The sequence below is a fragment of the Microcoleus sp. PH2017_34_RAT_O_A genome, assembly GCF_020737885.1.
GTDB lineage: Bacteria > Cyanobacteriota > Cyanobacteriia > Cyanobacteriales > Microcoleaceae > Microcoleus.
The window spans coordinates 73,079-87,370 of the sequence record NZ_JAEQDD010000004.1; the positions used below are offsets into that span (position 1 = coordinate 73,079).

The following is a 14,292-nucleotide window of genomic DNA, read 5'->3' on the forward strand; positions in this document are numbered from 1 at the left end:
TAATTCATGGGTCAAATTAGATTTTGGGCGATCGCGCCAATTGCTCTACTAGCTATTTTTTCTGGGAAACCGACTCTCTCGGTACCAGTGTCAAATCCAGGTGAAGTTACTAACAGCAGTTCCCCGATCGTTTCAGCAGAATTTCCTCAAAATTCACATAATGCGAGTCAAGCGGGCAAGGCTGTTTTAGCTCAAGCAAGCCCCAGCCCGTCGCCTTCTGGGCTGCCAACTCCAAAGGCCTCGCCAACTCAGACCCCAACTGTACAACCTTCGCCAAGTCCTGATGGGCGATCGTCAAAAATCATTTTAGAGCAAAAGGGAGAACTCACAACTTCTAAGTCTTCGGTACTGCCCTCGGACAGCAGTTTGTACGATGAGTACACCTTTGAAGGCACTCAGGGTCAGAAAGTGGTTGTCAATGTAGAAAGTAGCGAGTTTGATACTTATCTGGCTGTTCTCAACTCCCAGGGCGAGCTACTGGGAGAAAATGATGATGTCACGCAGCAAAATTCCAATTCTGAGCTAACTCTTACCTTGTCTGCGAGCGGCCGCTACCGCGTAGTTGTCAATGCTTACGATCCACCTCCAAAAGGTAAAGGTAAGTACAGTTTGATTATCCGTGAAGTGACTGGAAATTAATTGGCTCTAAATCCAGTATCTATTTCTATTACTTAACTCAATTTCCAGGTTTTACAAGCAGGAATGTAGGTTGAAAATGGATGATTATCTATTTTTTTACCTGTTTTTCAGGGAGAGGATGTATATCATGTCGGGCAAATTACCGGGTGCATCTCAGGTTTTGCAAATATGTGTGTAGGGGCGAAGCATGACCGCAGTAAATATGAGATTATAACTAATAACTTATATGCGGTCATGCTTCGCCCTCTTGAAAAGTGATATAGCGGTTCTCAGAGAGATGAGGTACGTTGTTGGGCTTCAGCCCTCTTAGTTGAACTGATTATATAAGCTGTCAGTCATACCTCATCTTTTTGAGAAAGGCTATATGCACCCAAATTACCCTAATAAAGCTGTTTGATTGTTCGGACTTCAGTCCTCGGATCATGAGGACTTGAAGTCCAAACGATCGAACCAATTTTACAGTGTTGTTGGAGCGGAAATGATATTACGCATCAGTAGCTATCCACCGAGTTATACTGAATTTAACGCAAGCCCAGCCAGGTAAAAAAATCCTGGCGGGTGAAGAATTCTAGCAGCAAAAGTCCCACGAATCCCACCATTGCAAATCGTCCGTTGATTTTTTCGGCGTAGGCATTCCAGCCAAAAGCAGGTTCTGCTGGTTGTGGGGTATTTGGAGTTGTCGGTTTTGGTGATGGAGGTGTTTTAGCAGTCATTTAAAAGTTTTGAGTTGTGAGTTTTGAGTCAGGATTTTTGGGAAGATTGCCGATCGCACAACTTGTAATTTACCCGAAATTGACCGCCGATCGCTAATCTGCCGACTTTTCTAAATTTTGCACCGATTCGATCAAATCTCGCACGGTTTCGGTACCTTCAGAAGGCTCAAAGGACAAGGGGAATTTGCCGCGGGCGAGCATTCTTAAACCCAACGGGCCCAGACTCAGCAAGCCTTGAACGTCGCGGAAATAGTTTCCTACTACTTCGATACCGAATTTGCGCTCGTCTATCCAGCCACCTTCTTTAACGAGATTAATTAAGACTTTGCGGTGGCGGATCGATCGACTGGCTTGGTCGTCTTTGCGATCGAGAATCTCCTGTTTAATCTTACCAATTTGATCCATCGGCGCCACTTCCATCGGACAAACCGAGTTGCAGTAGTAACAGCGGGTGCAGCCCCAGACGCCTGCGGTTCCTTCGTTGTACTTTTCCAGCCGATTTTCGGTTTCGCTGTCGCGGGAATCGGCGATCGTCCGGTAAGCTTTGGCGAGGGCGTGGGGGCCGACAAATTCCGGGTTGACTTCCCGAGCGTTGCACTCAGAATAGCACGCGCCGCAGAGGATACAGTTACCAGTTTGGTCGAGTTTCGATCGCTCTTCGGGAGTTTGCAGAAATTCGCGTTCGGGAATTGCTCGCGAGGCTGTGCTGACATAGGGTTCAACAGCTTCCAGGTTGTCCCAAAAACTGGTCATGTCAACCACCAAATCTTTAATTACCGGCATATTTCCCATGGGGGCGACGGTAATTTCTGGGATGAAATCGCCAGGCTGTTGTGCTGAACTCGAATGGGCTATTTTTTGCAATCTCGCAAGTTCGCTACCGACATTTTCTTTGCAAGCTAAAGCCGAGCGCCCGTTAATTCGCATCGAACAACTGCCGCAAATTGTATTGCGGCAATTTTTGCGATAAGCTAAAGTGCCGTCTTGTTCCCACTTGATGCTGTTGAGGCAGTCTAGGATGGTATTGCTTTCATCCACGTCTAGGGTGTAAGTGTGAACGCGGGGAGCCTCGTTTTGATTTTGGCGGACTACGTTAAAGCGGACTTGCATATTTTGAGTAAAGAATTTAGTTTCTATTTTAAGCTAGATTTTCTGGCGATATAAAAAGACATTTATTTTTTAACAACTAGCTAAAGCGTGAGATTTAAGCAGCTTGATTATTGTTTGAGAAACGGCAATAATCCTTAAGTTATAAATCATCAATCGCAACTGTTTTCAGCGGATTTTTTAGCTGATAATTGGATAAACAAGTGATCGATCGGTGCAGTTCGCGAAGGAGGAGGTGCCTGATGTCCAGCTTGTTTGTTTTAACTTTCATGTTTTCAACGCCAGCATTTTGTCTGGGTTTAGTAAATCCTCAATGGGTGGGACTGGCAACTCGCAAGCTATCTGTGGCTGTTTACGGCGTTTTGATGGTCGCTTCCTTTGTATCGGTTGGCTTGGCAGCACCTAAGCCGCCGCAGCCTGTTTCCTCGCTGCTGACCTCGATAGAATGGCAAGAATCTAGGTTCAACAGTTGACAGTTGACAGTTTGAGAGCGACCTCTACCCTTAAGTCCGAGGATTGGACTAATGAATAGTCTAATTTTAATTTCTCCCGAGCAGGCGGGCGGGCTTTCAACCAATTCTTTCTGGTAATCACATCTTGGCGATGAAGGAGGGGGTGCTGCCAGCAAACCTGGCTCTAAGGGCACAGTTACGAGCAATTTTACCTGTTAGAGGTAGCTCCGGGCGATCGGCTCGATCAAGATAAAGACTCGATCGAAAATCGAAACGTTGTGTTAGATTTGCACGCGCTAACAGCCTCGGTTAATGATTTAGCTGTTTTGGGCGATCGTACTGATTTGAACAGGGACGATCGATCGGCTAATATGATTTAATTGTTGAGCTTGCGGTGCGAGTCCATCTATGACTTACAGCTTGAGAATTGTAGATTTGCCGAGTAGCGAACGGCCGCGGGAAAGGCTGATGGCCGGCGGCCCGAAAAGTTTGGCGACTGCGGAATTGATTGCTATTCTACTGGGTACCGGTCAGGGCCCCGGCAAACTTTCGGCTGTCGGACTCGGACAGTATATTTTAAATCAGTTGAGCTTGCATTCCCGTGACCCTCTGGGTGTACTGCGGAGCATTAGCGTGCAGGAGTTGACGCAGATTCACGGGATCGGCCCAGCCAAGGCTACTTCGATTTTGGCTGCGGTGGAGTTGGGGAAACGGGTGTTTCAGTCGCGGCCGCCGGACATGGCCGTGGTGGACTCTCCACAAGCTGCTGCGGATGCTCTGAGTCAGGATTTGATGTGGCAGTCTCAGGAACGTTTTGCTGTGGTGCTGCTGGATGTGAAAAATCGGCTGCTGGGTACTCAAGTAATTACGATCGGCACAGCTACCGAAACTTTAGCTCATCCCAGGGATATTTTTAGGGAAGTGATCCGCCTTGGGGCAACGCGGGCGATTATCTCGCACAATCACCCCTCGGGGAATGTCGAGCCGAGCCCGGAAGACATTGCTTTGACACGGCAGTTGCTTGCTGGAGCGCAGTTTTTGTCGATTCCGCTGCTGGATCACTTGATTTTGGGAAATGGCGATTTTCGGAGCTTGCGACAGACTACGACGCTTTGGGAGGAGTATCCCCAGGGCGATTGAACTATTATACTTAACTAACTCGATTGCTATCATTAGTTATTTGTATCTTTCGGCTGTTCGAGGGCTGAATCAGCCGTCACAGCAGAAGTTTTGTGGGGGCTGGAGTCTACGGTTACATAGTGTTTGAGGTTAATGTCGCTGCTGATACTTAGTTGCGATCGCAACTCGGTTAATCTAGTAAAGGTAGGCTGAAGAGGTCGCTAATTCGATTTTTTTTCAGCATACTAAACGTATACTGAACCAGCACCTAGATACTCAATTCTTAAGAAATTATGAAATTGGGTGTAAAATATACGGCGTGGTGATAGGAGAAAAACTGTGTTTCTGAGACTTGCAGAACAACACCGTAAATTCGTCCAAGATTTGGTCATGAACCTCCAGGCTTTGGCGATCGTGCTAGAGCGTCGGGGTTATTTGGCATCCTGCTACACTTGCGGGGGTCAGATGAACAGTGCCTCATTTATGGTCAGTTTGACGGACAACCATCTGATTCGATTTTTAGTGTCAGATTACGGTATCACATGGACTGAGATGCGGGACGATCGCGAACTGATGAAACTAGAAGGTGCAGAGGCAATTAGTCAGTTACAAGAACTGGCAAATCTCGTAAAGTACCAAATCCAACCTTCGGAAGCTACTTTGGCGACGGCGCAGCGAGTTTAGCAGTTGCACGGTTCTGAGGAAAGCGGCAGCGAAAGTCGGTGTTTGCCACCTGCAACCAAATCCCCAACGAGTTAGTTGAGAGGAACAGGTTGCACAGCAATGGCAGCTCAATAGACAAGGGTAATTTCAGGGTGCTTTCAGACACTCATTTTAGCCGTCAGTCGATCGAAGTCTGCCAGGGCCGACAGCAGTCATGCTATATGACGCGATATCAATGGTGCTTTTAACATTCAGTTAAAAGCTTTGACAGATACCGCAACATCTGACGTGAAAGTTTCATTTCAGATTGTGCCACAGACAGAAAACTCCGGCATCAGCCCGATTTTTCTAGGTTAAAGGTATCTGCATAACTTTATGCAAAAAGTGTCTAACTTGGAACCTCTAGTTTTTTGGCAGCAGTTGATTCTGTCTTAAGAGCGATTTGCCAAAAGTAAAACTGCTAATGCTCGTCGCCTGCGATGTTAATTTCTCACTTTGACATTCAAAAGTCAAGGCATTGAAATTAACTATGAGCAGGCAGGTAAAATTTAACATCCAGAGTGAGGATGAGGCTGTGAAGATTGGGCGAAAAGCCGCCCCAGGGTGGATATGCGGACGAATTGCGTTTATTTTTGCTTTTCGATTTAGCTGATAAGGTTGGTTAACAGCTCACAATTAACTTAAAACAGCATCACTGCTGTAAAAAATCTCACAGCCGGCTTTAGCCGGCTAAGTTTTGTGTAACTTTAAGCTTCTGCGTCATGTTTGACCGTTGTAGCCGCGGAAGTTATCACTCATCATTAGGTCAACTGTCAACTGGCAACTGGCAACTGTCAACTGTTTTTTGAAGTGCGCGATCGCAGTTGCTACTAATATTTTATAATATATTAATATTTTCTCCCAAAATATTTATCCCCAAGGTTGGAGTCAGAATCAAATGGTAAATTTAAGCGAACTTCTAGAACCCATCGCCAGCCAATTTCGCAGTCTCGGAATTCCCGAACCAATTACCCATTGGGGACATCCTGTAATGATGGGAATCGTGGTTGTGGCCATGGGTAGCTTCGTCGGATATACGGGATGGCAGGGACGTTTGGCCGCCGATAAGGATGTCGCGCTCAAAAGTCGAGCGGATCACCGCAAGCTAGCACCGTGGATGTTTCTGTTTCTAGCTTTGGGCTACACAGGCGGCTTGCTGTCGCTGGTAATGCAGCACAAGCCTGTTATGGAAAGCCCGCACTTTTGGACGGGTTCGGGAGTGCTGGTTTTGCTCGCTGTTGGTAGCTTGATTTCACTGACAGGTTTTGGAGGCAATAAGCTGGCACTGCGGGCGGTTCACGCTTATTTGGGCACAACTGCCCTGGCACTTATGGTGCTGCACGCGGCTTTCGGTTTAAAATTAGGTCTGTCTATTTAAGGTAGTACCAGTCTGTTCTCGTTCAGATGAGTTGCGTTCCCCCCTAACCTACCTAAAAAAAGGGGGGACAAGAGACGCAAAGTGTCTCTTGCACCAGGAGCAGGAATGGAGCGCTTAAAGTGAACTCCTACTGCCATTTTTTAGGAGAATTTAGGGGAAGGGAAACGAAGACTCAAACCGAAATATCTGGTTTTCAGCTTAAGCTGTGCGGTTTTGAAAAGTAAAAGAAAGTATATTTGCGATCGCAAAAATTGCTAATCTTAGTAACTACCAAGACAGTTAGGAAGTGATTAAATTGCGGTAACGATTGATTCTATTTATTTCATTCTGCCTGATGACTAATGACTAATAAGGTTCGATCGCGGGGGGACAGCAAAACATGACTAATGACTAATGACTGATGACTAATGACTGATGACTAATGACTAATAACGTTCGATCGCAAAAACAGCAAAACATGACTAATGACGGATGACTAATGACGGATGACTAATGACTAATGGGGTGCATCTGGTTTTTGAAGAGGGCGAAGCATGACCGCATATAAGTTATTAGTTATAATCTCCTATTTTCTGCGGTCATGCTTCGCCCCTACGGATATATTCGCCTTGCACCCGACTAATGACTAATGACAACTGACAACTGACAACTGACAACTGACTAATTCCATAGTTTCTAATTAATGAATCAAGCAACGGGTGTCATTTTCTGTATTGCCTACATTGTGGGATTGATTTCTACAGGAGTTTCTTGGGGTAGGTACGGGATATTTGCTTTAGGAATAGCGGTCGCAGTCGCCATGCCTAAATTGTTGTTAAAGTATACAAGGAACTCTTTCAAAACCACTAATAAAAGACGCAGCAGAACGAAAGAAAATGCTCTGGAGGAACCCTTAGAAACGAGGGAAAAATTGAGCTTGCTTGAGATGCTGCCGAGAGCAAAATGGGTGTGGGCTGTCGCGGGTTCGATCGCATTTTTGGCGAGCATTTATTTTGCAATTCGATCGCCCCAACCGGCAATGAATGACATCAGCAAACTGATTCCCGTTGGCGGAAACACTCAAGAAGTGGCGGTGACAGTTCGCGGTAGACTGGCTAGTACGCCCCGATTAACTCGATCGGGCCGATCGCAATTTTGGCTAGACACGGATGCAGTTAGCGAAATCAACGGCGGCGAAGGAGGAGTAGTCGTCAACCGCCCAGTATCCGGCAAACTCTACGTTACAGTGCCCCTGCTGCAAGCAACGGGCTTGTATGCCGACAATACGATCGCAGTTGTGGGATCATTGTACAAACCGCAGCCGCCGTCGAATCCAGGGGCTTTTGATTTTCAAGCATATTTAGCCGGACAAGGGGCTTTTGCAGGACTCAAAGGGCGTCAGATTGACTGGAAGAGAGAAAATGCGATCGCGGATGTCAATCGACTTAACACCAAAACGGGTGCTTTCTGGGAGTCAACCGGGATGCAGCCGTCGCCAATTCAAACGATGCGGATGCGGATTGTGCGATCGCAAGTATCACAGTTGAGTGTTCCCGAAGGGCCGTTGATCAGTGCGATCGCCCTGGGCAAACAAGCAGTTGATTTACCCTACACCATCCGCGACTCTTTTGTGCAGGCTGGATTAGCCCACGCGATCGCAGCTTCGGGTACTCAAGTTTCGATGGTTTTGGGTTTAGTTTTAGCTTTAACCAGGCGCTTTTCCAAACAATTACAATTTGGTTTTGGCGTCAGTGCTTTATTTTTGCTCGTGGGATTAACAGGCTTTGAAGCTTCAATCTGCCGCGCCGCCTTGATGGGATTTGGTACACTATTTGCTTTGGTACTAAGTCGCGAAGTTAAGCCGTTGGGATTGCTGTTAATCGCTGCTACTATTTTACTGCTAGTTAACCCTTTGTGGATTTGGGATTTAGGTTTTCAACTGAGTTTTTTGGCAACTCTGGGATTAGTGGTGACAGCGCCGCCGCTGATGGCAAAGTTCGACTGGATGCCACCTGCGATCGCTTCAATTCTGGTGGTTCCCATCGCCGCTTCAGTGTGGGTGCTGCCACTGCTACTTTACGTTTTTAGTGTGGTATCACCTTACAGCATTTTAGTCAATATTATTGCGGCTCCTTTACTGTGGATTTTGAGTATTGGCGGGATGGTTAGCGCTTTAGCTGGATTGATTTTTCCGCCGGCTGGGAGTGTGTTAGCCCAACTGCTTGACTATCCGGCAAAGGGGTTAATTGCGATCGCCGAATATTTCTCACAATTGCCCGGTAATTCAGTAGCTGTCGGCCAAGTATCGGTGTTTCAGCTAATCGCGCTTTACAGTTTAATCTGCTGGGTTTGGCTGGGGGGAAGTTCGGCAACGAGCAATGTGCGGGATGTAACGGATGTAACGGATAGAAGGAAAAAGTCCGAGGGAAAAGGGAAACAGGAAGATAGGAGAGGGAAACAGGAATTAGGAAAAGGCAAGAATCAAGGAAAGGGGAGAGGGAAGCAGGGGAAAAGCCGAGTTTTTGCGTTGCGGATTTCTTCGGCTTGGATTTTACCGCTGGCGCTGATGGCGGGAATTGGAGTCGTAGTTTTGCCAGCTTGGCACGTTCAATCATCTTTATTTCAAGTTACTTTGCTGGCGACATCTGGGGAACCAGTTTTGGTAATTCAAGATAAGGGAAAAGTGACGCTAATTAATACTGGTGATGAAAATACGGTGAGGTTTACGCTGTTACCTTTTTTGCAGCAGCAAGGAGTTAATTCTGTGAATTTTGCGATCGCCACTCACGGTCATTTAGGCTTGAGCGGCGGTTGGGGAAAATTATTACAACGCTTGCCAATTAAAACGTTTTATGATAATAACGCTCCCAAACAAATTAACCGCGGCAGCAATCAGGAATTTATAACGGCTGTGCAATCTCGCCAAGGCGTTTACTTTCCTTTAGAAACTGACAGCAAAATTGATCTGGGTTTGACGCGGTTGCAGTTCGTGGACGCGGAAATCCCGGTGGTAGAATTACTGGTGGGCGAGCGTACTTGGTTGCTTGTCGGTGACATGACACCGGAAGCGCAAAGTATGTTATCAAAGAGATTAGCAGCCACGGGAACATTGAAGCGGGTAGAAGTGCTGTGGTGGTCGGGAAAAACCCTGACAGCCGAGTTATTGAGCGCAGTTGGGCCGCAAGTGGCGATCGCATCTGCGGACGAAATCGACCCAGAAACCGCCGCCCAACTGCGCCAAAGCAAAACCCAGATTTTCTGGACAGGGCGCGACGGAGCTCTTCAGTGGACACCAGCAGGGGGATTTAAGACGACTCTGGAATCGGAAGAAAATCAAACTTCTTTTCTGTAAGGATTTACAATGTGGCGCACAGTGCGGTAAAATACTTTTAGCTCGCATCTCAAATCAATTGGAGAGGTGGCAGAGCGGTTGAATGCGGTAGACTCGAAATCTACTTTAGGGGTGACTCTAACGTGGGTTCAAATCCCACCCTCTCCGTTTTTCAGGACTTCTGGCGTAAGATATGCAAAGTACATCAAGATAAACTTGCATATCTTACGCCATATTTTAGTGAAGATTTAGAAAAAGCCAATAATTCCTCCACCTCGCTGCTGTTAGGAGTTTGTGTGACAACTCATTTGAGAGACTTGACAATTTGCTTTTGTTACAATGATAGAAAATTTGACACAATTCTTAAACTTCAAACCGCGCATCTTATTTATGTACGGAAAGAGCGATCGCCCAACTGCTGTTTTGAGCCACATATACAGTATTGTGGAAGAATTCTATCATGTCCGAAAAGAACGCTCCCAATAAAGTTGGTTCGTAGTGAGGACTTTAGTCCTCGGATGATGCGGACTAAAGTCCTCACTACAAACACGTTTTATTACGGTAATACAACAGGCATGAGATGAGTTATTGAAGCCAACCTAGGCGAATATGACTTTTATGAACTTAACAATATGATTTTTATGAGTCCATCCAATGACTTTATGAATTGACTTTAAAAAAGCTTTTATTCATAATCATCATATGAACCTAGGACAGGAAGAAACCCATGTCGCCAAAGCCTAGCAGCTAATACTGCACTCGTCCAGCTAAATCAAATATATGTAGATATTTCTACAGGTTGCAACCAGGAGTATTTTCTGGTAAGTAACAGATTTATTAGACTGTGCCAGGAAATGCTGACATAAATCAAAGTATCTAAACAAAATCTAGTGCAGGAGAACTAATTATGTATCAACAACCTCAAAAAAGGAAAGGCCCGCCCCCAATTGTTTTTATTGCATTTCCTTTGATTGCCTGGGGTGCATTCACATTTATTCCACAGATATTAAAGGGCGGAATTTTACCTAGATCAGTTTCTGGCAACAGTCGTCTCAGTTTGGGAGATAAGATATTGATGCAATCGCAAAAAACAGCAGGAAAACAAGCAGGTGTCAAAGCTTTTGCTGAGGGTAATTACAAAGAAGCTGTTAAAAACTTTCGGGAATCGCTGCAACAAAATCGCAACGATCCAGAGACTCTAATTTATTTAAATAATGCCAAAGTCAATAATGATAATTCTCTGCAAATAGCCGTCAGCGTTCCGATTGGCACTAACCCGAATGTAGCGCAAGAAATGCTCCGAGGAGTTGCCCAAGCTCAAGAGGAAGTTAATGCTGGGGGAGGGATTAATGGTGCGGGTTTGCAAGTTTTGATTGCGAACGATGACAACAGTCCAGATTTTGCCAAAGAAGTTGCAACCGAATTCGTAAAGGATCCGAAAATTTTAGCAGTCGTCGGACACAATGCTAGCAATGCTTCTCTAGCTGCTGCTCCCACCTATCAAGAAAAAAAACTGGTGATGGTTACACCAACTAGCTTTGCTAACAATTTATCAGCTTTCGGTAGCTATATTTTTCGGACAGTCCCCGCGATTCAATCGATGGCGGCTCCTTTAGCAGAATATATGGTTAAAAAAGCTGGCAAAACTAATGTTGCTATCTGTTATGATTCTCAAGCTCCTGATAACGTATCGTTTAAGGATGAATTTGTTTCGTCGTTTTCGGCTTTGGGTGGCAAGGTAGTGCCTACGGTTTGTGACTTTTCAACGCCAACTTTTAATTCGAGTGCTAGCATTGCTGATGCTGTTAGCAAAGGTGCACAAGCGTTAATGCTAGCACCTCATATCGATCGCATCGATCGCGCGATCGACCTAGCTCGCCTCAATACTGGCAAATTAGCGCTCTACGGCAGCACGACACTGTACACGTTTCAAACGGTAAAAGAGGGGAACAAAGACGTTGACGGGCTTGTTTTGTCCGTTCCGTGGCATCCTGACACTAATCCGAACAACCCATTTTCTAAGAATGCGATTCAAAAGTGGGGAGGTGCCGTGAATTGGCGAACCGCCACGAGTTTTGATGCGACTAAAGCTATTATCAGCGGTTTGCAGCGCAGCAATACGCGAGAAGGATTGCAACAAGCACTTAGGGCTCCGAATTTCGTTACCTCTGGTGCGAGTGAGGATGTGAGGTTTTTGCCAACGGGCGATCGATGGAACAAAGCGATTTTAGTACAGGTTCAACGCCAAGGCAACGATTACAGGTTTGTGACGCTCCCGTGATTGGGTGACACAAGAGCGAGTCAGGCACAAATTGAACTCTTTCCCTTCTTTTCTCAACCTTCGCGTCTTTGCGGTTTGTTAGTCTGCGTAGGGTGTGTCGCCATTAAAAATCATGCAGCATTCAATCAACTTTTTTAGCGGCGACTCACCTTATAATATTTATAAAAAAGCTTGCTACAACAAAAATCTTGGGACAGGTGCGTCGCGATGAGATTGTCCCTCTTTTTTGATTATTGTCGATGGCGACGCACCCTACAGCTACTAATGATTAATGTCTAACTGCTATTGCAACTTAACAGCAGCCCGCTGAATCGGCAAAACTTCATCTAATGTCAATTCGCGATCGGCTGTTAGGTGACTGGAACAGCAAATCGTGCTGAAATAAAGAGGACGACCGACAACTTGAGAAAAATGCTGTTCCAAAAGTAACCGAGAAGTAATATCGCCCAACAGTTCAGAGATATCTTTTGTCAATTGTTCAGTATCGTCGCGGTGAGTAATTCTGAACCCAAAAGGCGTTTTGCCGATCGACTTTTTAATCTCCGCATCAAAAGCATCATCTTTACCAGCCACAAAAGCCGCAGACTGAGCTGTCAAAAATTGCCAAGCTTCTGGAAACATCTTGCGAATGTTTTCCAGAGGATTTCCGGTTTCGTAAACTAAAGTAGCAGTTTTGCAATCCATGAATCCGACCTCAGGTAGTTAGTAGTGTGTCTCGACTGTATTTCAAGTTTTGATATTGGTTATCATATTCATAATTGGCCACTAAATCAAGGGCTGTTCTGTCTTCTCTTCCTCTGCGCTCTCTGCGGCCTCTGCGGTTTAATCATTCAGAAACACTTGTGACGCATCAAAACCAAAGAAACCGGGTTTTTTTCCCAATCTGCACGCCATAACAAAGTATTCTCCCAAAAAACCCGGTTTCTGACTACCCGGCCCAATGCTCTGGGAAAGCCGATTTCCAATGCCCAATGCCCTGGGTAGGCTGATGCCCAATGCCCAATGCCCAATGCCCAATCAAAAAAAACTATCTTTTCCAATACCTGCGCCAGTGAAACAAATTCTCCCACAAATTCTGCATAAAAGTATTGCTGCGGAGACGCTGCGACTCCCAAACAGCAGCAGTTTGACCGTTAATTGCCGAAAAACTAGACCAAATATAAGGAAGTTCGGCGATCGCCTCAACCTTCATTCCGTGACGCACAGCAAAGGCGATCGCATGAATCAACTCCGCAGCTTGCGGGCAGACAATAGTCGCTCCCAAAATCTCCCCGTCACGCCGCCCGACAATCTTACAAAAACCCGTTGTCTCCCCGGACATTTGAGCTCTTTCAACATTCTTGAAATATTCCCTAGCCACAATCAGATCGTCTCCAAAACGGCGCCTTGCTTGCGCTTCTGTCAAGCCAACCCTCGCCAACTGCGGATCGGAAAAAATCGCCCAAGGAATCCCGCGATAATCTATTTGATACATCGGCAAAAACAAAGCATTTTTCACAGCAACCGCAGCTTCGCAATTGGCGATGTGAGGGAACGAATAACCGCCAGCAACATCGCCACAAGCGTAAATTCGAGAATTAGTTGTTTGCAGCTTTTCATTTAAAATCAACCCGCGATCGCTAAATTTAACCCTAGCAGCTTCCAGATTTAACCATGCAAAATTGTGTCCGCGGCCAGCGGCGAGAAAAATCTCCTCAGCTTCGATCGCCCTTGCCCCAGCTTGAATCCACTTTTTACCGTCAATCACCCTAGCTTGAGTCACCTCAGTCGCAGTCAGAATCCGCACTCCTTCAGCTTCCATTCCAGCTTGCACCAAACCAGCAGCCTCGCGGTCTTCTTTCGCCAAAATCTGCGAACTTTTCACCACCAAAGTCACAGCAACGCCCAGCCGAGAAAAAGTCTGAGCCACTTCAACACCGCTGGGATCTGCACCGATTACAGCCAAACTTTTCGGCAACTTTGGCAGTTTTGCCAATTCCCCGACTGTTTCGGAAGTAAAAAAGCCGACAGACGAAAGTCCTTCAATATTGGGAATTGCAGGTAGAGTTGGACAAGCTAGCAAATAACAGCGCGATCGCAATTTCCGATCGCCCGCAATCAAAGCCAAATTCGGTTTGGCAACAAACTCGCTGTTACCAAAAATAATATCAACCCCGCGAGCAGCTAAAACGCCGAGATCGTCAATTTCTGACAAATTAGAAACAACGCCGTCAGCCCATTTCTTAACCCCGTTAAACTGCAATGCGATCGGCATTTCGGAATTAGCCAGATCTGGGCGAAGTCCGAACTGTGGGTGGCTCATCTGGTGAGCAAAACGAGCAGCCTCTCTCAAAGTTTGGCTGTATTTCAAACCCAGGGCGATCGACTCTTTCCCCCCCGCCGGCAAATCTTGAGAATTACTGAGCGGTTCCACCAAAGCAACGCGAGCCGGGAAATTAGTTGCAGTCAAAGCAGCATAACGTCCGGCCGCAGTTCCACCAATAATCACTAAATCATAATCAAGCATAAATAAATTTGTCAGATAAGACGGCGGTTGAAACCGCTCCTATACAAACGATGTCCGCCTCCGCGGACTCAAGAAAACAACGTAA

At 46.1% G+C, this 14,292-nt stretch carries 12 protein-coding genes and 1 tRNA gene; 8 read left to right on the forward strand and 5 right to left on the reverse strand.

What is annotated here, in order from left to right; genetic code table 11:
- Positions 1-6 precede the first annotated feature (6 nt).
- The gene (locus tag JGK11_RS03460; RefSeq protein WP_293175264.1) at positions 7-639 is read left to right on the forward strand and encodes a pre-peptidase C-terminal domain-containing protein; all 633 of its coding nucleotides are present in this window, start codon (positions 7-9) and stop codon (positions 637-639) included.
- Between the two features lie 521 nt (positions 640-1,160).
- Here JGK11_RS03460 and JGK11_RS03465 read toward each other — a convergent pair.
- Both JGK11_RS03465 and JGK11_RS03470 read right to left on the reverse strand, forming a co-directional pair.
- The gene (locus JGK11_RS03465; protein WP_293175262.1) at positions 1,161-1,352 is read right to left on the reverse strand and encodes a chlorophyll a/b-binding protein; all 192 of its coding nucleotides are present in this window, start codon (positions 1,350-1,352) and stop codon (positions 1,161-1,163) included.
- Between the two features lie 93 nt (positions 1,353-1,445).
- On the reverse strand, positions 1,446-2,462 hold the full coding sequence (locus JGK11_RS03470; protein ID WP_293196623.1) for a succinate dehydrogenase/fumarate reductase iron-sulfur subunit: 1,017 nt from the start codon (positions 2,460-2,462) through the stop codon (positions 1,446-1,448).
- Positions 2,463-2,701: 239 nt separating this feature from the next.
- Here JGK11_RS03470 and JGK11_RS03475 point away from each other — a divergent pair, with 239 nt between their 5' ends.
- Complete coding sequence (locus JGK11_RS03475; protein WP_293196624.1) at positions 2,702-2,932, forward strand: hypothetical protein; 231 nt, start codon at positions 2,702-2,704, stop codon at positions 2,930-2,932.
- Positions 2,933-3,319: 387 nt separating this feature from the next.
- Complete coding sequence (radC, locus tag JGK11_RS03480) at positions 3,320-4,051, forward strand: DNA repair protein RadC (protein WP_293175256.1); 732 nt, start codon at positions 3,320-3,322, stop codon at positions 4,049-4,051.
- 32 nt (positions 4,052-4,083) lie between these two features.
- Here radC and JGK11_RS03485 read toward each other — a convergent pair whose 3' ends face one another.
- Positions 4,084-4,215: a hypothetical protein gene (locus JGK11_RS03485; protein WP_293175254.1), complete on the reverse strand. Its 132-nt coding sequence runs from the start codon at positions 4,213-4,215 to the stop codon at positions 4,084-4,086.
- Positions 4,216-4,369: 154 nt separating this feature from the next.
- On the opposite strand from JGK11_RS03485, the gene JGK11_RS03490 reads away from it, so the two are divergent.
- The 5 genes from JGK11_RS03490 (at position 4,370) to JGK11_RS03510 (ending at position 11,701) form a co-directional block, all read left to right on the forward strand.
- Complete coding sequence (locus JGK11_RS03490) at positions 4,370-4,714, forward strand: DUF1815 family protein (RefSeq protein ID WP_293148941.1); 345 nt, start codon at positions 4,370-4,372, stop codon at positions 4,712-4,714.
- Positions 4,715-5,630: 916 nt separating this feature from the next.
- The gene (locus JGK11_RS03495) at positions 5,631-6,110 is read left to right on the forward strand and encodes a DUF4079 domain-containing protein (RefSeq protein ID WP_293149068.1); all 480 of its coding nucleotides are present in this window, start codon (positions 5,631-5,633) and stop codon (positions 6,108-6,110) included.
- 682 nt (positions 6,111-6,792) lie between these two features.
- Positions 6,793-9,441, forward strand: a complete 2,649-nt coding sequence (locus JGK11_RS03500; RefSeq protein ID WP_293210573.1) for a ComEC/Rec2 family competence protein — start codon at positions 6,793-6,795, stop codon at positions 9,439-9,441.
- A gap of 60 nt (positions 9,442-9,501) precedes the next feature.
- Positions 9,502-9,588: transfer RNA gene (locus JGK11_RS03505), tRNA-Ser, on the forward strand.
- Between the two features lie 907 nt (positions 9,589-10,495).
- Positions 10,496-11,701 carry an ABC transporter substrate-binding protein gene (locus JGK11_RS03510; protein ID WP_293210576.1) on the forward strand — a complete coding sequence of 402 codons (1,206 nt, stop codon included), beginning with the start codon at positions 10,496-10,498 and terminating at the stop codon, positions 11,699-11,701.
- 282 nt (positions 11,702-11,983) lie between these two features.
- Here JGK11_RS03510 and JGK11_RS03515 read toward each other — a convergent pair whose 3' ends face one another.
- Positions 11,984-12,385: a hypothetical protein gene (locus tag JGK11_RS03515; protein WP_293210578.1), complete on the reverse strand. Its 402-nt coding sequence runs from the start codon at positions 12,383-12,385 to the stop codon at positions 11,984-11,986.
- 343 nt (positions 12,386-12,728) lie between these two features.
- Complete coding sequence (locus JGK11_RS03520) at positions 12,729-14,207, reverse strand: NAD(P)/FAD-dependent oxidoreductase (RefSeq protein WP_293210580.1); 1,479 nt, start codon at positions 14,205-14,207, stop codon at positions 12,729-12,731.
- Positions 14,208-14,292: the final 85 nt, after the last annotated feature.